This window comes from Rhodoferax ferrireducens, assembly GCF_003347515.1.
In the GTDB taxonomy this organism is placed as follows: Bacteria; Pseudomonadota; Gammaproteobacteria; order Burkholderiales; family Burkholderiaceae_C; genus Rhodoferax.
In genome coordinates this window covers 67,930-87,167 of record NZ_QEII01000318.1, presented here as the reverse complement: position 1 = coordinate 87,167, position 19,238 = coordinate 67,930, and the positions used below count along the sequence as shown (strand labels likewise).

Below are 19,238 nucleotides of genomic sequence, written 5' to 3'. Positions count from 1 at the left end.
CTCAGGTGAATCCCCTAGTGGGAGCCCATAGTCGCGTCAGTTCTTGACGTAACGCAAACATTTACCCCAACCACAACACCGCAACGTCAGATCGCTCCTGCCGCGAGTTTGCCAAAGGCCACAACGACCTCCGCCGGCGCCTGCACCAACTCGATCAAAACCCCCTCGCCGCTGATGGGGAATTCTTCATTGGACTTGGGGTGCAGAAAACAGATGTCAAAGCCCGCGGCCCCCTTGCGGATGCCGCCCGGAGCGAAGCGTACGCCTTTGACTGTGAGCCACTCCACCGCGCGAGGCAGGTCATCAATCCACAGACCGACGTGATTCAGCGGCGTGGTGTGCACGGCCGGTTTTTTATCCGGGTCCAGCGGCTGCATCAAGTCAACCTCGACCTTGAACGGGCCGCTGCCGATGGCACAGATGTCTTCATCCACGTTTTCGCGCTCGCTGCGGAAGGTGCCGGTCACTTCCAGGCCCAACATCTCGACCCAGAGCTTCTGCAGCCGGGTTTTGTCGGGGCCGCCAATGGCGATTTGCTGGATACCCAGCACTTTGAAAGGGCGGCTCATGGTCAGACGAACTCCACAATCGCCTGGTCCACCGTCAGGCTCTCGCCCTTGGTCGCCAGCACCTTGCCCACCACGCCGTCGGCCGCGGCAAACAGCACGTTCTCCATCTTCATGGCCTCGATCACGGCCACGCGCTCACCGGCCTGCACCTTCTGGCCGGGCTGCACCGCCACTTCAACCAGCAGGCCCGGCATGGGCGACAACACGTAGCGGCTCATGTCCGGCGGCGCCTTGTAAGGCATCAGGGCATACAGCTCGGCGCTACGCTTGGAAAGCACCAGCGCGTCAATCTGCGTGCCGTTGTGCGAGACCCGGATGGCCAGCGGGTTCTTGCTCGCCAGACCACCGCGTTCGACCTGGGCCGTGAACGGATCACCGTTGCAAGTGCCCGTGATGCGAACCTCGCCGAGGCGGTAGTTGCTACATATTTTGTAGCTGTTAGCGCCCACTGTGATTGCGCTAGAGCCTGTTTTTCCTTCAAAATCCGTGACCGATACTGGGGTTGGCGTGGAACTGCCTTGCTGACCCAGGGTCACCACGACAAAATCTTCTCCCACCTCGACCTCATGACCTTCCATCTGACCGCTGATTTTTGTGGCGCGGTTGCGGTACTTGCGGTTGACAAACGCCGCCAGCGCGATCAGCAGGTCGGCGTCGTCGTGCGGCACGTCTTCGGCCCGAAAGCCTTGCGCATAATTTTCGGCAATGAAGCCGGTGTTGAAGTCCCCAGCGACAAATTTGGGGTGCGCCAGCAAAGCCGCCTGAAACGGGATGTTGCTGCTGATGCCGCGAATCACAAAGCCATTCAGGGCCTCACGCATCTTGGCAATCGCATCGAGCCGGTCTTTGCCGTGCACGATCAGCTTGCCGATCATTGAGTCGTAAAACATGGGAATTTCGCCACCATCCTGCACGCCGGTGTCGACCCGCACGCCATACCACTGGCTGGTATCGGCTGAAAACATGGTCTCGGTCGGTGGCTGGAAGCGCACCAGGCGTCCAGTGGAGGGCAGGAAGTTGCGGAATGGGTCTTCGGCGTTGATGCGACATTCGATCGCCCAGCCGTCACGCTTGACCTCGGCTTGCGTCAACGGCAGCTTCTCGCCGGCAGCGACGCAAATCATCAGCTCCACCAAATCGAGGCCGGTGATGCACTCGGTTACCGGGTGTTCCACCTGCAAGCGGGTGTTCATTTCCAGGAAGTAAAAGCTCTGGTCCTTGCCGACCACAAACTCCACCGTACCCGCGCTTTGGTAGTTCACGGCCTTGGCCAATTGCACGGCCTGCTCGCCCATGGCTTTACGCGTCGCTTCAGAGATGAAAGGTGATGGCGCTTCTTCAATCACCTTCTGGTGGCGGCGCTGGATCGAGCATTCACGCTCATTCAGGTAAACCACATTGCCAAAACTGTCGCCAATCAGCTGGATCTCGATGTGGCGCGGTTCCTCGACGAATTTCTCGATGAACACGCGGTCGTCGCCAAAGCTGTTGCGCGCCTCGTTTTTGCAGCTGGTGAAGCCCTCGAAAGCTTCCTTGTCGTTGAAGGCCACGCGCAGGCCTTTGCCACCGCCGCCGGCACTGGCCTTGATCATGACGGGATACCCGATGCCCTGGGCAATCTCGACGGCGCGCTCTGGCGTATCAATCGCATCATTGACGCCAGGGATGCAGTTGACGCCCGCCTTGCCAGCGAGTTTTTTCGACTCGATCTTGTCGCCCATGGCGGCAATAGAGTGGTGCTTGGGGCCAATGAAGACAATGCCCTCTTCTTCGACGCGCTTGGCAAAACCGGCGTTCTCGCTCAAGAAGCCGTAGCCAGGGTGCACCGCCTGCGCGCCGGTCTGCTTGCAGGCCGCAATGATTTTGTCGGCCAGCAAATAGCTCTCGCGGCTGGGCGCCGGGCCGATGTTGACGGCCTCGTCGGCCAGCAGTACGTGGCGGGCGTCGCGGTCGGCATCCGAATACACGGCGACGGTCTTGATGCCCATTTTTTGGGCCGTCTTGATGACTCGGCAGGCAATCTCGCCACGGTTGGCTATCAGTATTTTTGTAAACATAGGTTTCCTAACTTTATGAAATCGGCAAGATTGGAATTCAGTACAAAACCAAGTCTTCGCCCGTATGAGCCCGCAGCAGGCTTGGGGTATCCGCCGCCGCTCATGTCCCCCGGCCTTCGGCCTCCTCCTTGACTTCGCCGCGGCAGATACCCCAAGCCTGCCGCTGCGAATGGTCTTTTCTGCGGCCAAGAAAACCACGCAACGGAAGGGTCAGGCTGCCTGGGTGTTCTGCGCAGGTCAAGGAGGAGGCCGAAGGCCGGGGGACACGAAGCAGAGCACCCAGGCAGCCTGACCCGGAACGAAATAGGCTCACAGCTTTCAGTCTCATATCTATCAAGCCCCCAGCTTCATAGCCTTGCGCAGCGGCGTGAAGTGCCACCAAGGCAGCGCAGGACCGCCGCTCATAAAGTCCTTGGCAGCCAAAAAAGTGTCCAGCACACAGGGATCGTGCCGATGCCCCATAGGGGTGCGCAAGGCGTCATACACCGCAATCGGGTCCATGGCAGCCACCTGGGCCGGCGTCGTAATGCCCAGGCCGCGCAAGTCTTGCGCGATGGACTTTCCGATATTGGGGATATCGGTCAGCACTTTGGCTTGCGAAGCGTGAGCGGCTTTGGGCATAGCAGCACCTTGCACTCACAGCGGAATATTGCCGTGCTTGCGCCACGGGTTCTCAAGCTTTTTGTCGCGCAACATCACCAGCGAACGGCAGATGCGTTTGCGCGTTTCGTGCGGCAGGATCACATCGTCGATAAAGCCACGGGCGCCGGCCACAAACGGATTGGCGAAGCGGGCCTTGTATTCGGCTTCCTTGGCGGCCAGCTTGGCCGGATCGCCCTTGTCTTCGCGGAAGATGATTTCCACCGCGCCCTTGGCCCCCATCACCGCAATCTCGGCATTCGGCCAGGCAAAGTTGACATCGCCGCGCAAGTGCTTGGAGCTCATCACGTCATAGGCGCCGCCGTAGGCTTTGCGCGTGATGACGGTGATCTTCGGCACCGTGCACTCGGCATAGGCGTAGAGCAGCTTGGCGCCGTGCTTGATGATGCCGCCGTATTCCTGAGACGTGCCGGGCATGAAACCGGGCACATCGACAAAGGTGATAACCGGGATGTTGAAGGCATCGCAAAAGCGCACAAAGCGCGCCGCCTTGATCGAGCTCTTGATGTCCAAGCAGCCCGCCAGCACCAGCGGCTGATTCGCCACAATGCCCACGGTCTGGCCTTCCATGCGGCCAAAGCCGATCAGGATGTTCTTGGCGTATTCAGGTTGCAGCTCGAAGAAGTCGCCGTCGTCCAGGGTCTTGACGATGAGTTCCTTCATGTCGTAGGGCTTGTTGGCGTTGTCCGGCACCAGCGTGTCCAGGCTCATGTCCATGCGATCGGCCGGGTCGCCGCCGCGGCGCACAGGCGCTTTTTCTCGGTTGTTGAGCGGCAGGTAGTTGTAGAGGCGGCGCAGCATCAGCAGCGCCTCCACATCGTTCTCGAACGCCAGATCGGCCACGCCGCTCTTGGTGGTGTGGCTGATGGCGCCACCCAACTCCTCGGCCGTCACGTCTTCGTGCGTCACGGTTTTCACCACCTCGGGGCCGGTGACGAACATGTAGGAACTGTCCTTGACCATGAAGATGAAGTCGGTCATGGCTGGTGAATAGACCGCACCGCCGGCGCACGGCCCCATGATCATGCTGATCTGCGGCACGACACCACTGGCCATGACGTTGCGCTGGAACACGTCGGCGTAGCCGCCCAGGGACGCCACGCCTTCCTGAATGCGCGCGCCGCCCGAGTCGTTCAAACCGATCACCGGCGCACCGACCTTCATGGCCTGGTCCATCACCTTGCAGATTTTCTCGGCATGGGCCTCGCTCAACGCGCCGCCAAATACGGTGAAGTCCTGGCTGAACACGAACACCAAACGGCCGTTGATCATGCCGTAGCCGGTGACCACGCCGTCGCCCGGAATCTTGTTTTCTTCCATGCCGAAGTCGACGCAGCGGTGTTCGACGAACATGTCCCACTCTTCGAAGGTTCCCTCGTCGAGCAGCAATTCGAGGCGCTCACGGGCGGTGAGCTTGCCCTTTTTGTGTTGCGCGTCGATGCGTTTTTGGCCCCCGCCCAAACGGGCGAGTTCGCGCTTGGCTTCAAGTTGTTCAAGTATGTCGTGCATGGTTTTCTTTCTTTACGAAGTCCTGATCGTCTCTGTCGTTGATTGCGATTCGGTTATTGCTATTGTTTTTATAGCTACTTACGCTCTATTCATCTGGGCCAGGAGCATATTTCGTGCTGCAGTAGAGGCCGCCATGCGGCCTGCCAGTACCTCTTGGGTAAGCTGGGGCAGCAAGGCCTGCACTACGGGATGCTGACGAAACGCCTGTTTCAGACCGGCGTCAATGCGCTCCCACATCCAGGCCAGCGACTGCTGCTGGCGGCGCACGGCCAGCTTGCCGTTGGCGGTTTGCAGGGTTCTGAATTCGGTCACGGCCGCCCAAAAGGTGTCCACGCCCTGCCCGTTCAAGGCACTGAGCTGCAGCGCCTTGGGGTGCCAGTTTTTTTCATCGTGGCTACCAAACAGTCCCAGCAGTTGCATCGCTGCCGTGATTTGCAGCTGCGCGCGCTGGGCGGCAATGGCGTCGATATCGGCCTTATTGATCACCACCAGATCGGCCAGCTCCATCACACCCTTTTTGATGGCCTGCAGATCATCGCCCGCGTTGGGCAGTTGCATCAAAACAAACATGTCGGTCATATTGGCGACAGCGGTCTCCGATTGACCGACACCGACCGTTTCCACAATCACGATGTCATAACCTGCCGCCTCACAGACCAGCACGGCCTCGCGCGTTTTTTCAGCCACGCCACCCAATGTGCCGCTGCTGGGGCTGGGGCGGATATAGGCACTCTCGTGCATCGAAAGTTTCTCCATGCGGGTCTTGTCGCCCAGGATGGAGCCACCCGAGACCGTGGAAGAGGGGTCGATGGTGAGCACCGCCACACGGTGGCCTTGATTGATCAAGTACAGACCGAGTACTTCGATGAAGGTCGATTTGCCAACGCCCGGCACGCCGCTGATGCCCAGGCGAAACGACTTGCCGGTGTGCGGCAGCAGCGCCGTCAGCAATTCATCGGCCAGCACACGGTGATCGGCGCGGGTCGATTCGAGCAGGGTGATAGCCTTGGCGATGGCGCGACGTTGCTGCGCACCTGCGCCCTGCACGATCGCGGCAAGGGAAACCGGATTGAAAGCTCCATTTCGCGGCACGCTGTTTGTCTCCGTCGGCATTGTTGTTTTGAATTGGGATCTGACGCCAACTCCTTCAGGCAATCGCCTTCTTGATTTGCTCCAGCACGTCTTTCGCGCTGGCCGGAATCGGCGTGCCGGGGCCGTAAATACCCTTGACGCCGGCGTCATACAGCATCTCGTAATCCTGACGCGGAATAACGCCGCCCACGAAGACAATGATGTCGTCGGCCCCCTGTTTCTTGAGCTCGGCGATGATGGCCGGCACCAGGGTTTTGTGGCCGGCGGCCAGGGTGGAGACACCGACGGCATGCACGTCGTTTTCAATCGCCTGGCGCGCGCACTCCTCGGGGGTTTGAAACAGCGGACCCATGTCCACGTCAAAACCGAGATCGGCAAAGGCGGTGGCCACGACCTTGGCGCCGCGGTCATGCCCGTCCTGGCCCAGTTTGGAAATCATCACGCGAGGGCGGCGGCCCTCTTTTTCGGCAAAGGCGTTGATTTCGGCTTTGAGGGCATCCCAGCCTTCAGCGGAGTCATAAGCAGCTGCATACACGCCGGTCACCTTTTGGGTATCGGCGCGGTGGCGCCCGTAAACTGTTTCCATCGCATCGCTGACCTCGCCGACCGTGGCGCGTAAACGCATGGCCTTGATGACCAGATCCAGCAAGTTCCCGGTATTGGACTCTGCTGCAGAAGTGATAGCTGCCAGCGCTGCATTGACGAGGGCTGGGTCGCGTTTCTGCTTGATATTTTTCAGGCGTTCGATCTGCCCGTCACGCACCGCCACGTTGTCGATGTCGCGGGATTCAATCGCATCTTCGGTCTGGAGCTTGTATTTGTTGACGCCGACGATCACGTCTTTGCCACTGTCGATGCGGGCCTGCTTTTCAGCCGCCGCGGCTTCAATTTTCAGCTTGGCCCAGCCACTGTCCACGGCTTTGGTCATGCCGCCCATGGCCTCGACTTCTTCGATGATCGTCCAGGCGGCATCGGCCATGTCCTGCGTCAGCTTTTCCATCATGTAGCTGCCGGCCCAGGGGTCGATCACGTTGGTGATGTGGGTTTCTTCCTGAATGATGAGTTGGGTGTTGCGCGCGATGCGCGAGCTGAACTCGGTGGGCAGCGCGATGGCTTCGTCAAAGCTGTTGGTGTGCAAGGACTGGGTGCCGCCAAACACCGCAGCCATGGCCTCGATGGTGGTGCGCACCACGTTGTTGTAGGGGTCCTGCTCGGTCAGGCTCCAGCCGCTGGTCTGGCAATGGGTGCGCAGCATCAGGCTCTTGGGCGATTTGGCGTTGAAGCCCTTCATGATGCGGCACCACAGCAGGCGCGCCGCCCGCATCTTGGCCACTTCCAGATAGAAGTTCATGCCGATGGCCCAGAAAAAGCTGAGGCGCCCGGCAAATTCGTCCACATCCATGCCCTTGGCGATGGCTGTTTTCACATACTCCTTGCCGTCCGCCAGCGTGAAGGCCAGTTCCAGCGCCTGGTTGGCACCGGCTTCCTGCATGTGGTAACCGGAAATCGAGATCGAGTTGAACTTCGGCATGTTCTTGGCCGTGTACTCGATGATGTCGCCAATGATGCGCATGCTGGGCGCGGGCGGATAGATGTAGGTGTTGCGCACCATGAACTCTTTCAGAATATCGTTCTGAATTGTTCCAGACAGCTTATCCTGGCTCACGCCCTGCTCTTCGGCCGCCACCACGTAGCCGGCCAGCACCGGCAGCACCGCGCCGTTCATGGTCATGGAGACTGACACTTTGTCCAGCGGAATCTCGTTGAACAGTATCTTCATGTCCTCCACCGAGTCGATCGCCACGCCGGCCTTGCCGACGTCGCCGGTCACGCGCGGATGGTCACTGTCGTAGCCTCGGTGCGTGGCCAGGTCGAACGCCACGCTCACACCCTGCCCGCCCGCGGCCAGTGCCTTGCGATAAAACGCATTGGATTCCTCTGCGGTTGAAAAGCCGGCATATTGCCGAATCGTCCAGGGACGCACCGCGTACATGGTGGCCTGCGGGCCGCGCAAATAGGGCTCAAAGCCCGGCAAGGTATTGGCGTAAGGCAGATTCTGGGTATCGGCGGCGGTATACAGCGGCTTGACGATGATGCCGTCAGGCGTATGCCAATTGAGGTCATCCACATTGCCACCCGGTGCGGACTTGGCGGCCGCTTTGGCCCAGGCCTCAAGGCTGGCACTCTGGAATTCAGGAGTATTTTGGGTCATGACGGCTGTCGTTCGCGGTGGGTTTGTAAAAATAAGTATGGCACGCTCAGGCCTGAAAGAATCCAGGCCTGAGCGTGCTTGAAGGAATTAGCACTAGTTTACGTTATTTATAATTATTGATTAAAAAAATTGTTTCAAGCTTACAATTCGTGCCATGGCAGCACTTTCCCTATCTCCCCGTGCACTCTATGAAGAGGTGGCCGAACTCCTGCGTCAGCGAATTTTCAACCGTGAACTGGAGCCTGGTAGCTGGATTGACGAGTTGAAGATTGCCGAAGCCTATGGCATCAGCCGTACACCCCTTAGGGAGGCGCTCAAGGTGCTGGCCGCGGAAGGCCTGGTCACCATGAAAGTAAGGCGTGGCGCCTACGTGACTGAAGTGTCAGAACGCGACCTGACCGATGTTTATCACCTGCTCGCCTTGCTGGAGGCGGACGCGGCAGGCGTGGTAGCGGCGACGGCCAGCGAACCTCAAATTAGGGAACTGCAAACCCTGCATGATGAGTTGGAGGCTGCAGCCAGGCCCGAGGTGCAAGACCGTGAACGTTTTTTCGAAATCAACGAACGCTTTCACACACGGCTGCTGGAGATTGCCAACAACCGCTGGCGCGATCAGATGGTGGCCGACCTGCGCAAGGTCATGAAGTTGAACCGTCACAACTCGCTCCTGAAATCAGGTCGCATCGGCGAATCATTGAATGAGCACCGCGCCGTGATTGCCGCCATTGCGGCAAGGGATGCAGCGCTGGCGATGCAGCGCATGCAGGAACACTTCAAGAACGGCCTGGAAGCGGCCATCTGAACCGCGTAGTTTCAGAAAGCGTAGAGAGGACCGGTTCCAAGCGTTGAGGATTGCCCCTCGATGCCGATAAACACCCGGCGTCCGTAAAAGAAGGGCAAACCCCAATCAAAAGTATTCGAGTCACCTATATTGCCAGCCAAGGTTGGAAGAACGGTCTTGGTGCCCCCCACAAACATCGCCGATGCATTGTCTACAGAAAACGAAACTGGCGCAGCCACCGTATTGGCACCACGCAGCGTGGCCGACAAGGTGGTGAGTGAGGTCGGGCAATAAAAACCGGCGCTGCTGCCTGTGCAGCGGGGAATCGTGCTGGAATCAAAGTACAGGCCATTGGATCCAGTGTCGATAAAGCTGGTGCTCAGGCTTTGCCCCGCAAGCACAGTAGTGATGTAGCCCGAGGCGCTTGTCGTCAGAATTGCACCGGAGGTGAACTGATTGTTGGACTGGGTACTGATACCGAAAACAAGCGAACCGCTCAAGGTGCTTGCGCCGGCTGCGCTGACGGCTGGCAAATCGATCAGCACGCCGTTGTTATCTGTCGCGAACAAGGCCACCGGATTCTTCACCTGCTGGTCCTTACTTATCTTGACGCCGCTGATGGCTGCGCAGGTGGCATCGGTGCAGGTGTAATAGAAACCGTTGTTGGTAATGGCGGCGCAGCCCGACCCACAGTCTTCCTTGAACAATCCAAGTCCAATAATACCGTTGGCGCCAAGCACCGCAGCGGTAGTGATCGCCGAGCCACCGACCGAACATGCCGCAGCCTGACTGTTATAGGCCTGGTCTGCAATAATCTGAATCGGCACGTTCGCGGCAGTTTTACCAGCCAGCCATATGTCAGCCGTCGCCACTGGCCCCCAAGCGAAGGTGTTGTCAACGAACTGCGCGCAATTCAGCAACGGCAAGCCAGCACTGACGGTCTGGCGGTTCAAATTCAAGGCAGGCGCCATTGCGCTGGACAATAGGCGAAGGCCGGTGGAACCGGTATCCACCAGCACATGGTGAATGGTTTGGCATTGGGTGCTGCTACCGGGCTGGCAGATAGTGACATCCGTGTACAAACGGTTGACGTTGTAGCCGGTGTTGGCAGGGCCCGCATCTACCGTAACGGGAAGCACATTGCTCGCGCCAAGTTGACTGGGTGGAATATTCAACGTGGGGAGGCCGGCCGCGCTGGTCACCTCAGGCGCTGATCCGCCGCCACCGCCGCCGCAGGCTGTCACCAAGGTCATCACAAGGGCAAGGGCAAGGGCGACGGCACGACTCATAGTATTACTGCAGTACATCTTTGATATTGACACCGGCCGGAACCAGGTCGGGCACATAGGCGTAACCGAAAAAATTGCGCATGCGCCCGTTGGACCTGACGACCAGTCCGCCGCCTTCAATACTGACGGGTGAACCTCGTCTGCCGGCCTGTCGCATCTGGTCCGTTTCGACCTTGAAGGTTTTGAAATAGTCACCCAACAGGACATTCAGGTCTGGCAACACAGGCCCACGCCAAGTCACCGCGAAAACCAGCCCAGCAGGCGTTGCATATTCCCGAACGGTTGTCCCATTTTCAAGCAGGACTTCGTAAAGCGTGTAAGGGCTGGATCTGAGAGCTGGAGAAGCCGCAGACATTCGTGCACCGGATGCCGGGTTCGACGATACGGCCGCCGGAAGCTCGGATGGCCCACGCCCCAGTGCGGCCATCACTTCACCCGAGTTGGCCGCCAGCGCCAAAATGAACAACAGTACTCGAACCGTATTGGACCAATAGTTCAGGCCCTTCATTTTTCGTCGGCCTCGGGTCGCGCCTGCTGCATCGCGTCTGCTACCGATTTCCTGACCTGGTTTTGTAGCTGGAGACTTTGTTGCTGCGCTGTCGCCACGGGCGAGGAAACGACAGAAGACGCACCGGTTGCAGGGAGTGCGCCTGTCAGTGACCCAAACTGTTGCTTGGCCAAGATACCTATCACTGCGACGACGACCAATAAACTCAAAACGCCAAAAACCATCCTCATACCGAGATCCTCCCCCCTATTTAGTCAAGCCTTCGCGACGATCATAGCCAGCCTGACCAATAGATTTATTTGTCTGGCATTAATCTGCATCGAATATCGCAAAAATCGAGGTCTTCAAGAATGAAGTGAGAGAAGGAATTTCGTGTTACTTCCACCCTGGCTGCCTGGCGACACCCTGACTTGATGCCGAAAAGCATAAATAGTGGCTATGATCGTCTGGCATGGTCTGCCCGGAGGGGATCGAACCCCCGACCCACAGCTTAGAAGGCTGTTGCTCTATCCAACTGAGCTACGGGCAGAGATCGAGAGAAAGAAGATATGGTCGGGGCGAAAGGATTCGAACCTTCGACCCTCTGGTCCCAAACCAGATGCGCTACCAGGCTGCGCTACGCCCCGACATGCATGCATTGTAACGGGTCACAACACCTATTCCCCCGCAAAACTGACATTTTCTGATGAATAAGCAAAGGGATTTCAACAAAAAAACGAGATCTACATATCTCCCCCATCGGCTACAGTCTGACAATGCCACCCCAACCTCCACCGATCCCCTGGCTCGCGCCGAGTCAATGCTTTCCACCAGCAAGTCAAGCATGGGACGAAAATTCACCGGCGCCGGGACTGCTGGCTGCAGGTGGTGCGTTGGATGTCGACACGCTGCGGCAAGCTTACAGTCATGGGATTTTTCCTTGGTACAGCGAAGGGCAGCCCACACTTTGGTGGAGCCCCAATCCCAGAATGGTGCTTGATGTCTCCAAATTCCGGGTGCACCCATCATTTCGGAAAACTCTTGAAAAATTTTGCAGGACACCCAGCTGCGAAATTCGCATGGACTCAGCCTTTGAACAAGTGATTCAAGCCTGTTCAACAAGCCCCCGCGATGGCCAGTCAGGCACGTGGATAGTACCTGACATGATTGCGGCCTATGGCAAATTGCACGGGGCAGGCTTTGCCCACAGTGTAGAGACTTGGGCCAATGGCAAGCTTGCTGGCGGCTTGTACTGCGTTGCGCTGGGGAAGGCCGTATTCGGTGAATCAATGTTCAGCTACTCAACTGACGCCTCCAAAATTGCACTCGCGGCGCTGGTTGGGTTTTGTCGTCACCACGGGATCCGGCAGATCGATTGTCAGCAAAACACCCGCCATCTGGCCTCTTTGGGCGCACATGAAATCTCCCGTGATGTGTTTTTGACGCAAGTGGCGACAGATCTCGTTCAGCCAGGCCCGGTGTGGAAATTCGCCCCCCTATACTGGCAAGAGCTACTGCCATTGAAAGCGACACCAACGTGACGCATCTTAAGGACCTTCCTTTACAGGCGCTGCAGTTTTATGCGACCGCGCCCTATCCCTGTAGCTATCTGCCAGGAAAGCAGGCCAGGTCTCAAGTGGCGACACCCAGCCATTTGATCAACAACGTCACCTACTCCGAACTGGTAGGCAAGGGTTTTCGACGTAGCGGCGTGTTTACCTACCGGCCTTATTGCGACGGATGCCATGCCTGCACACCGTTGCGGGTACTAGCAAACGAATTTCAGCCCGACAGAAGCCAGCGTCGCGCATGGTCACGTCATTTGAACCTGCAAGCCAGAGTGCTCAAACTGTGTTTCGTACAAGAACACTACAGTCTGTATCTCCGTTATCAACACGGGCGGCACGCTGGCGGCGGCATGGACCAAGACAGCATCGACCAGTACACGCAATTCCTGCTGCAGAGCCGGGTGAACTCGCGACTGGTTGAATTCCGTGAGACGCAGGCCGACGGCATGCCCGGAGCATTGAAAATGGTCTCGATCCTTGACGTGCTCGATGACGGGATTTCGGCTGTATACACCTTTTATGAACCCGAGTCCAATAGCAGCTATGGCACATACAACGTCTTATGGCAGATCGCACAAGCAAAGACACTCAAGCTTCCGCACGTCTATCTCGGCTATTGGATTAACGAGAGTCAAAAAATGAACTACAAGGCGAGATTCAAACCGTTGGAACTCCTTATAGATGGTACGTGGGTTTCAGGCAAGCGCCTCAACCAGACGTAAATTTGACGCCCCTAGTTTCCCCAAGCAAGAATAGCATTTCACCAGATAAAATAATAGGCGCGCACATCAGGAGCACCATGCGAAAAAATGATTCCAGCATTCCGACCACCCCGACAGTTCAGGTCATTGAACGCATGTTCATGCTGATGGACGTTTTGGCGTCTCGAGAAGAAGCGATTTCTCTCAAAGAGATCAGTGAGAAAACTGGCCTGCATCCATCCACAACACACCGTCTGCTAAATGATCTGGCTACTGGCCGTTTTGTTGATCGACCTCAGCCGGGATGTTACCGCCTCGGCATGCGACTGCTTGAACTGGGAAATCTGGTAAAAAACCGTCTCAATGTGCGTGATGCAGCATTGGTGCCAATGCGGGAACTGCACAAATTGATCCAACAACCCGTCAATTTGAGCGTGCGCCAAGGCGACGAAATCGTGTATATCGAACGCACTTACAGCGAACGGTCAGGTATGCAGGTCGTCCGAGCCATCGGAGGACGTGCCCCATTGCATCTGACTTCAGTGGGCAAACTTTTTTTGGCGGCAGACGACCCGCAACGGGTACGAGCCTACGCCACACGTACTGGATTGAGTGGTCACACCAAAAACAGCCTGACCCAATTGCCTGCACTGGAACGTGAACTTTCAAAAGTGCGTCAGTATGGCAATGCTCATGACAACGAAGAACTTGAACTTGGCGTACGTTGCATGGCCGCTGGCATTTACGACGACCAAGGCACATTGATAGCCGGCCTGTCAATTTCTGCGCCAGCAGGACGATTGGAAGAAGAGTGGCTACCCAAATTGCAGGCGACCGCACGGGAAATTTCAACGACTTTGGGCTATAAACCTGACTCTGTCAGTTAATGGCAAAGCAAGGAACTCCTAATTCCTTATTAGGGAGCTGTAATCTACTGCACAGCCAGCGGAGTCGATCCTGATGCTATGGGAATTGACTCCACCCAGTGCCGAACACGCTCAGCATCACCAATACGACTGAGTTTCCCTGCCGAATCAAGAAACACCATGATCAGTTTGCGTCCTGCAACTTTGGCTTGCATGACCAGACATTGACCTGCTTCAGTAATATAGCCGGTCTTTTGCAGGCCGATGTCCCACGATGGATTCTTCACCAAACGATTGGTGTTGTTGTATTGAAGCATCCGGTTCCCAATGGCCACTTGATGTCCGGGTGAGGTAGACAACTCACGCAAAATCGGATCGCCATACGCAATATTGACCAGTTTGACGAGATCCCGCGCACTGGACTGATTTTTGCTTGAGAGCCCGGTCGGCTCCGCATAAACGGTGTCTTTCATGCCTATCAATTGGGCTTTTGCATTCATCAGCCCAACAAAAACAGGCAATCCACCGGGATAACTACGGCCAAGTGCATGCGCTGCGCGATTTTCGCTTGACATTAGAGCCAGATGCAACAGCTCACCTCGACTCAACTCAGTCCCCACTCTCAAACGGGATGAACTACCTTTTTCGGTATCCACGTCTGCTTGAGAAATCGTGATTATCTCTTCCATGGGCAAGCGTGCTTCACTGATGACCAATCCCGTCATGAGCTTGGTGAGCGATGCAATTGGCAAAATGGCTTTGTCATTCTTGCTGAACAGCACTTCACTGGTCTCTTGGTCAATCACCAGAGCCACACTGGACTTCAGATCCAGTGCGTCCTGCGCTCCATGCAAACCGGCAATCTGTCCAAACGACGGCCGCAATAGCACAGCATCCGCACGAACGACAGACTTGCGCTTGACGACACCAAATGTCTTGGATATCTTTCGCTTCGCAACAATCGGGCTTTTGGAAGACTTTGTAATTTGGCGTTTCCTCTGAGCTGCATCAGCCTGCGGCACCGACAGGGCAAAAATGAAACCTATAAGCCCAAAGAAGAAAAATAGTCGGCGCAAAATGTTTTCAAATGGAGTCTGATGAGAACAGGACATATATCCATCTCCGAATTGTTTCTCGATGTTGCAAGTTTATACAAAAAAGTCGCGCAATATCAAATACTTGCGCGACTTTCTTAAACAAGAGGAGTAAAGATAGTAACCTAGCCCTGTGCGGCGACCCGATCAGCTTTGCTATGCAGTTTATTGAGCGCACTCAAGTAGGCCTTCGCGGACGCCACGACGATATCGGGGTCGGCTCCAACACCGTTGACCACTCGTCCGCTATTTTGCAGACGGACTGTCACTTCGCCTTGGCTCTCGGTCGAACCGCTAATTGCATTCACGGAATAGAGGACCATTTCTGCGCCGCTTTTGACATGTGCTTCTATTGCCTTGAGGGATGCGTCAACAGGACCATTACCGTCTGATGACCCTGTGACTTCTTTGCCATCCATTGTGAAAACAATGCTCGCCTGAGGACGTTCGCCGGTTTCGCTATGCTGCGACAGGGAAACGAAGCCATACTGCTCCTTTTCGTGCGTTACGCTCTCGTCGCTCACCAGCGCCAAAATATCCTCGTCAAAAATCTCGCTTTTCCGATCAGCCAATTCCTTGAATTTGGCGAAAGCGGTGTTGATGTCCGCCTCGCTTTCCATTTGCACGCCCAACTCAATCAGACGCTGCTTGAATGCGTTGCGCCCGCTAAGTTTGCCCAGAACAATCTTGTTGGCTGTCCAGCCCACATCCTCCGCCCGCATGATCTCATAGGTGTCACGCGCCTTGAGAACACCGTCTTGGTGAATGCCTGAGGCGTGAGCAAAAGCGTTGGCCCCGACTACTGCCTTATTGGGTTGAACCACAAAACCCGTGGTCTGGCTGACCATGCGACTTGCAGCCAGAATATGCTTGGTATCGATACCCAAATCGAGTCCAAAATAGTCCCGCCGCGTCTTGACGGCCATGACAATCTCTTCAAGACTGCAATTACCGGCCCGTTCGCCTAATCCATTGATAGTGCATTCCACCTGGCGGGCGCCGCCAATTTTCACGCCTGCCAGTGAGTTGGCGACCGCCATCCCCAAATCATTGTGGCAATGAACAGACCAGATGGCCTTATCCGAATTGGGAATCCGCTCGCGCAAGGTTTTTATGAAATTGCCATAAAGTTCGGGCACGGCATACCCCACTGTGTCGGGGACGTTGATCGTGGTTGCCCCCTCGCTGATGACGGTCTCCAGAACGCGGCAAAGGAAATCCATATCGCTTCGGTAACCATCCTCTGGACTGAACTCCACATCAGCTACGAGATTACGCGCAAAGCGGACCGCAAGCCTGGCCTGTTCGAACACTTGCTCTGGTGTCATCCGCAGCTTTTTCTCCATATGCAATGCTGACGTTGCAATGAAGGTATGGATACGGGCGCTGTTGGCTCCTTTAAGTGCCTCGGCAGCCCGCGAAATATCTCGATCATTGGCGCGAGAAAGTGAACAAATGGTTGAATCCTTGATCGCATGGGCAATGCACTGCACGGCCTCGAAATCACCATTTGAACTAGCGGCGAAACCAGCTTCAATGACATCCACTTTCAAACGTTCCAGCTGACGGGCAATACGCAGCTTCTCATCCTTGTTCATGGATGCTCCGGGCGACTGCTCGCCATCACGCAACGTAGTATCAAAAATTATCAGTTTGTCAGCCACTTGGTCTCTCCTGTGTTTCTGAAATTTCAAAATCAAAAAAATCAGCGCATAAAACAAAAAGCCCGCTGCGAATGCATACGGGCTTTGGTATTGGTGAACGCGTGCGCTACCGTATCCGCCCGTCTGGCGATCGCAGTAGTGATAGCGAAATCAGTTTCATAAATTCAATATACCACAGGTTTTTATTTAGTGAAGATACTCATCCTATCGGCTGTTTCGCGCATCGTTCATTTGTGAAGTCCTCGCTCATCGGGCTCCTCCGTCGAAGTGCTGATGACACTGGTCTGAACACCTTTGGTCTTGCGCCACACATAAATGGCGTATCCACTAAATCCGTACACAACAAACACACTGAACATGACGATGGGCGGATCGATGTTGATGACAGCAATACCTAACGCGATAAGAACAATCACCACAAAAGGCACACTCCTTTTCATGTGAAGATCTTTGAAGCTATAGAACGGAACGTTGGTCACCATGGTCAGCCCCGAATACAAAGCTAGCGCAAACATAGGCCAAGCCACAGTCGACCCCTTCACGCCAAGGTCAGTCATCAACCAAATGAACCCAGCAACCAATGCGGCGGCGGCTGGGGACGGCAAACCCTGAAAATAACTTTTATCAACGACTGCCGTATTAACGTTAAATCTTGCCAGTCGCAAGGCGGCACATGCGCAATAGACAAAGGCCGCAATCCATCCCCAACGGCCCAAACCCTGAAGCGCCCACACGTAAGCAATTAGCGCAGGTGCGGCGCCAAATGAAACCATGTCCGAAAGTGAATCCATCTGTTCACCAAACGCACTCTGCGTGTTTGTCATGCGCGCCACTCGTCCATCAAGACTATCGAGCACCATGGCACAAAAAACGCCAATAGCAGCCAAATCAAATCGACCGTTGATCGCCATGACAATGGCATAGAAACCGCCAAAAAGTGCAGCCAACGTGAACAAGTTGGGCAATATGTAAATACCCTTTCGACGCTTTCTCACCACTACTGCGTCGCCCTCAGCTAATTCTGTTTCGTCCCCGTCATGCATAGAATTGGCCTCCATTTTTCAATAGTAACAAAGGCCACCGAAGTGGCCTTTGTTACAGGAGTCGCGTGACTTAGTTGCGCGTCTGGTCGACGAGCTTGTTCTTCTTGATCCAGGGCATCATCGCGCGAAGTGTTTCGCCGACTTTTTCAATTTGATGCTCAGATGTCAAACGGCGACGGCTCAGCAAAGTGGGCGCGCCAGCCTTGTTTTCCAAGATGAAACTCTTCGCGTATTCACCCGTCTGAATGTCTTTCAGACACTGACGCATCGCATCTTTGGTGGCGCTGGTCACGATCCGTGGACCGGTCACATATTCACCATATTCAGCATTGTTGGAGATGGAGTAATTCATATTGGCGATGCCGCCTTCATAAATCATGTCCACAATCAATTTAAGTTCGTGCAGGCACTCGAAATAGGCCATTTCAGGTGCGTAACCCGCCTCAACCAAAGTCTCGAAACCGGCTTTGATCAACTCCACGGTACCACCACACAAGACGGCCTGTTCGCCGAACAAATCAGTTTCAGTTTCTTCGCGGAAATTGGTTTCGATGATGCCGGCTTTTCCGCCACCGTTGGCCATGGCATAGCTCAGCGCCAGATCGCGCGTGCGCCCGGACTTGTCTTGGTGAATGGCGATCAGGTGGGGTACACCACCACCCTGCGCATAGGTGCCGCGCACTGTATGGCCCGGCGCCTTGGGCGCGACCATCCAGACATCCAGATCTGCGCGCGGGTTTACCAAGCCGTAGTGAACGTTAAAGCCGTGCGCAAACACCAGTGAGGCGCCTTGCTTGATGTTGGGCTCGATATCGTTGGTGTAGACCGCTCCGATTTGCTCATCGGGCAGCAAAATCATGACCACATCGGCAGCCTTGACAGCATCGGCAACTTCAGCAACTTTGAGGCCGGCTTTTTCGACCTTCGGCCAGGATGCACCACCTTTACGCAAACCAACGACAACTTTCACGCCGCTATCATTCAGATTCTGGGCATGAGCATGGCCTTGGCTACCATAGCCAATGATTGCGACTGTCTTGCCCTTGATGAGACTCAGATCACAGTCTTTGTCGTAAAAAACTTTCATTTCTCTCTCCGTTGTAAAAATTTAAACTCTCAAAATACGTTCGCCGCGGCCAATGCCGCTCGAACCGGTCCGGACAGTTTCCAGAATGGCACCATGTTCAATGGCCTCCAGAAACGCATCGTTCTTTGACTGAACGCCGGTTAACTCGATGGTGTAACTTTTCTCCGTCACATCAATGATGCGCCCCCGAAAAATGTCAGCCATGCGCTTCATCTCTTCACGCTCCTTGCCCACGGCGCGCACCTTCACCATCATGAGTTCGCGCTCGGTGTAAGCACCCTCGGTCAGATCAACCACCTTCACGACTTCGATCAAGCGGTTCAGGTGCTTGGTGATCTGCTCAATAACGTCATCTGATCCCGTCGTCTGAATCGTCATGCGAGACAGGCTTGGATCCTCGGTCGGCGCAACGGTGAGGGATTCGATGTTGTAGCCACGGGCCGAAAACAGGCCAACGACGCGCGAAAGAGCGCCCGGCTCATTTTCCAGCAACACCGCAATAATATGTTTCATAAGATAAGACTCCTCTTTTCGCTGCCCTCCCCCTGTGGCGGTAACC

At 55.8% G+C, this 19,238-nt stretch carries 17 protein-coding genes and 2 tRNA genes; 4 read left to right on the top strand and 15 right to left on the bottom strand.

Features of this window, described 5'->3' with window-relative positions:
• Positions 1-86: 86 nt before the first annotated feature.
• The 6 genes from C5P05_RS28750 to scpA form a co-directional block, all read right to left on the bottom strand.
• Entirely contained in the window at positions 87-569 is a 483-nt protein-coding gene (locus C5P05_RS28750; RefSeq protein ID WP_114973300.1) for a VOC family protein, read from the bottom strand.
• Between the two features lie 2 nt (positions 570-571).
• Positions 572-2,626 (bottom strand): acetyl-CoA carboxylase biotin carboxylase subunit, encoded by a 2,055-nt coding sequence (locus tag C5P05_RS28745; RefSeq protein ID WP_114973299.1) that lies wholly within the window; start codon positions 2,624-2,626, stop codon positions 572-574.
• A 333-nt stretch (positions 2,627-2,959) separates the two neighbouring features.
• Complete coding sequence (locus C5P05_RS28735; protein WP_114973297.1) at positions 2,960-3,247, bottom strand: helix-hairpin-helix domain-containing protein; 288 nt, start codon at positions 3,245-3,247, stop codon at positions 2,960-2,962.
• 15 nt (positions 3,248-3,262) lie between these two features.
• Positions 3,263-4,795, bottom strand: a complete 1,533-nt coding sequence (locus tag C5P05_RS28730; protein ID WP_114973296.1) for an acyl-CoA carboxylase subunit beta — start codon at positions 4,793-4,795, stop codon at positions 3,263-3,265.
• Positions 4,796-4,873: 78 nt separating this feature from the next.
• Positions 4,874-5,908, bottom strand: coding sequence for a methylmalonyl Co-A mutase-associated GTPase MeaB (gene meaB / locus C5P05_RS28725; RefSeq protein WP_114973295.1), 1,035 nt, complete (start codon positions 5,906-5,908; stop codon positions 4,874-4,876).
• Between the two features lie 34 nt (positions 5,909-5,942).
• Complete coding sequence (scpA, locus tag C5P05_RS28720; RefSeq protein WP_114973294.1) at positions 5,943-8,099, bottom strand: methylmalonyl-CoA mutase; 2,157 nt, start codon at positions 8,097-8,099, stop codon at positions 5,943-5,945.
• A 154-nt stretch (positions 8,100-8,253) separates the two neighbouring features.
• On the opposite strand from scpA, the gene C5P05_RS28715 reads away from it, so the two are divergent.
• Positions 8,254-8,901 (top strand): GntR family transcriptional regulator, encoded by a 648-nt coding sequence (locus C5P05_RS28715; protein WP_114973293.1) that lies wholly within the window; start codon positions 8,254-8,256, stop codon positions 8,899-8,901.
• Positions 8,902-8,912: 11 nt separating this feature from the next.
• Here C5P05_RS28715 and C5P05_RS28710 read toward each other — a convergent pair whose 3' ends face one another.
• The 4 genes from C5P05_RS28710 to C5P05_RS28690 all read right to left on the bottom strand — a co-directional run bounded on the left by C5P05_RS28710 (position 8,913) and on the right by C5P05_RS28690 (position 11,303).
• Positions 8,913-10,133: a DUF3443 domain-containing protein gene (locus C5P05_RS28710; protein ID WP_232834708.1), complete on the bottom strand. Its 1,221-nt coding sequence runs from the start codon at positions 10,131-10,133 to the stop codon at positions 8,913-8,915.
• A 40-nt stretch (positions 10,134-10,173) separates the two neighbouring features.
• Positions 10,174-10,677, bottom strand: coding sequence for a DUF2844 domain-containing protein (locus C5P05_RS28705; RefSeq protein ID WP_114973291.1), 504 nt, complete (start codon positions 10,675-10,677; stop codon positions 10,174-10,176).
• Between the two features lie 452 nt (positions 10,678-11,129).
• Positions 11,130-11,206: transfer RNA gene (locus C5P05_RS28695), tRNA-Arg, on the bottom strand.
• Between the two features lie 20 nt (positions 11,207-11,226).
• Positions 11,227-11,303: transfer RNA gene (locus C5P05_RS28690), tRNA-Pro, on the bottom strand.
• Positions 11,304-11,432: 129 nt separating this feature from the next.
• Between C5P05_RS28690 and aat the strand changes: the two genes are divergently transcribed.
• The 3 genes from aat to C5P05_RS28675 all read left to right on the top strand — a co-directional run bounded on the left by aat (position 11,433) and on the right by C5P05_RS28675 (position 13,812).
• Positions 11,433-12,197, top strand: a complete 765-nt coding sequence (gene aat / locus C5P05_RS28685; protein ID WP_114973289.1) for a leucyl/phenylalanyl-tRNA--protein transferase — start codon at positions 11,433-11,435, stop codon at positions 12,195-12,197.
• A complete protein-coding gene (locus C5P05_RS28680) occupies positions 12,194-12,946 on the top strand; it encodes an arginyltransferase (RefSeq protein WP_114973288.1) in 753 nt (250 codons plus the stop codon). The genes aat and C5P05_RS28680 overlap by 4 nt, the downstream gene beginning before the upstream one ends.
• A gap of 77 nt (positions 12,947-13,023) precedes the next feature.
• Positions 13,024-13,812, top strand: a complete 789-nt coding sequence (locus C5P05_RS28675) for an IclR family transcriptional regulator (RefSeq protein WP_114973287.1) — start codon at positions 13,024-13,026, stop codon at positions 13,810-13,812.
• A gap of 44 nt (positions 13,813-13,856) precedes the next feature.
• On the opposite strand, the gene C5P05_RS28670 is transcribed toward C5P05_RS28675, so the two are convergent.
• From C5P05_RS28670 to ilvN, 5 genes are all read right to left on the bottom strand, one after another.
• On the bottom strand, positions 13,857-14,903 hold the full coding sequence (locus C5P05_RS28670) for a serine hydrolase (protein ID WP_114973286.1): 1,047 nt from the start codon (positions 14,901-14,903) through the stop codon (positions 13,857-13,859).
• 107 nt (positions 14,904-15,010) lie between these two features.
• On the bottom strand, positions 15,011-16,549 hold the full coding sequence (locus C5P05_RS28665) for a 2-isopropylmalate synthase (RefSeq protein WP_114973352.1): 1,539 nt from the start codon (positions 16,547-16,549) through the stop codon (positions 15,011-15,013).
• A 227-nt stretch (positions 16,550-16,776) separates the two neighbouring features.
• Positions 16,777-17,592, bottom strand: a complete 816-nt coding sequence (pssA, locus tag C5P05_RS28660; RefSeq protein ID WP_114973351.1) for a CDP-diacylglycerol--serine O-phosphatidyltransferase — start codon at positions 17,590-17,592, stop codon at positions 16,777-16,779.
• A gap of 70 nt (positions 17,593-17,662) precedes the next feature.
• On the bottom strand, positions 17,663-18,679 hold the full coding sequence (ilvC, locus tag C5P05_RS28655) for a ketol-acid reductoisomerase (RefSeq protein WP_114973285.1): 1,017 nt from the start codon (positions 18,677-18,679) through the stop codon (positions 17,663-17,665).
• Between the two features lie 21 nt (positions 18,680-18,700).
• Positions 18,701-19,192, bottom strand: coding sequence for an acetolactate synthase small subunit (gene ilvN, locus C5P05_RS28650; protein WP_114973284.1), 492 nt, complete (start codon positions 19,190-19,192; stop codon positions 18,701-18,703).
• Positions 19,193-19,238: the final 46 nt, after the last annotated feature.

What these genes read in the sequence shown, in the direction of transcription:
- C5P05_RS28745 (WP_114973299.1), bottom strand. Translation starts at nt 2,626, where the DNA reads ATGTTTACAAAAATACTGATAGCCAACCGTGGCGAGATTGCCTGCCGA.
- ilvN (WP_114973284.1), bottom strand. Translation starts at nt 19,192, where the DNA reads ATGAAACATATTATTGCGGTGTTGCTGGAAAATGAGCCGGGCGCTCTT.
- C5P05_RS28675 (WP_114973287.1), top strand. Translation starts at nt 13,024, where the DNA reads ATGCGAAAAAATGATTCCAGCATTCCGACCACCCCGACAGTTCAGGTC.
- C5P05_RS28705 (WP_114973291.1), bottom strand. Translation starts at nt 10,677, where the DNA reads ATGAAGGGCCTGAACTATTGGTCCAATACGGTTCGAGTACTGTTGTTC.
- scpA (WP_114973294.1), bottom strand. Translation starts at nt 8,099, where the DNA reads ATGACCCAAAATACTCCTGAATTCCAGAGTGCCAGCCTTGAGGCCTGG.
- C5P05_RS28730 (WP_114973296.1), bottom strand. Translation starts at nt 4,795, where the DNA reads ATGCACGACATACTTGAACAACTTGAAGCCAAGCGCGAACTCGCCCGT.
- C5P05_RS28710 (WP_232834708.1), bottom strand. Translation starts at nt 10,133, where the DNA reads ATGACCTTGGTGACAGCCTGCGGCGGCGGTGGCGGCGGATCAGCGCCT.
- ilvC (WP_114973285.1), bottom strand. Translation starts at nt 18,679, where the DNA reads ATGAAAGTTTTTTACGACAAAGACTGTGATCTGAGTCTCATCAAGGGC.
- C5P05_RS28735 (WP_114973297.1), bottom strand. Translation starts at nt 3,247, where the DNA reads ATGCCCAAAGCCGCTCACGCTTCGCAAGCCAAAGTGCTGACCGATATC.
- C5P05_RS28715 (WP_114973293.1), top strand. Translation starts at nt 8,254, where the DNA reads ATGGCAGCACTTTCCCTATCTCCCCGTGCACTCTATGAAGAGGTGGCC.
- meaB (WP_114973295.1), bottom strand. Translation starts at nt 5,908, where the DNA reads ATGCCGACGGAGACAAACAGCGTGCCGCGAAATGGAGCTTTCAATCCG.
- C5P05_RS28750 (WP_114973300.1), bottom strand. Translation starts at nt 569, where the DNA reads ATGAGCCGCCCTTTCAAAGTGCTGGGTATCCAGCAAATCGCCATTGGC.
- C5P05_RS28670 (WP_114973286.1), bottom strand. Translation starts at nt 14,903, where the DNA reads ATGTCCTGTTCTCATCAGACTCCATTTGAAAACATTTTGCGCCGACTA.
- pssA (WP_114973351.1), bottom strand. Translation starts at nt 17,592, where the DNA reads ATGCATGACGGGGACGAAACAGAATTAGCTGAGGGCGACGCAGTAGTG.
- aat (WP_114973289.1), top strand. Translation starts at nt 11,433, where the DNA reads ATGCCACCCCAACCTCCACCGATCCCCTGGCTCGCGCCGAGTCAATGC.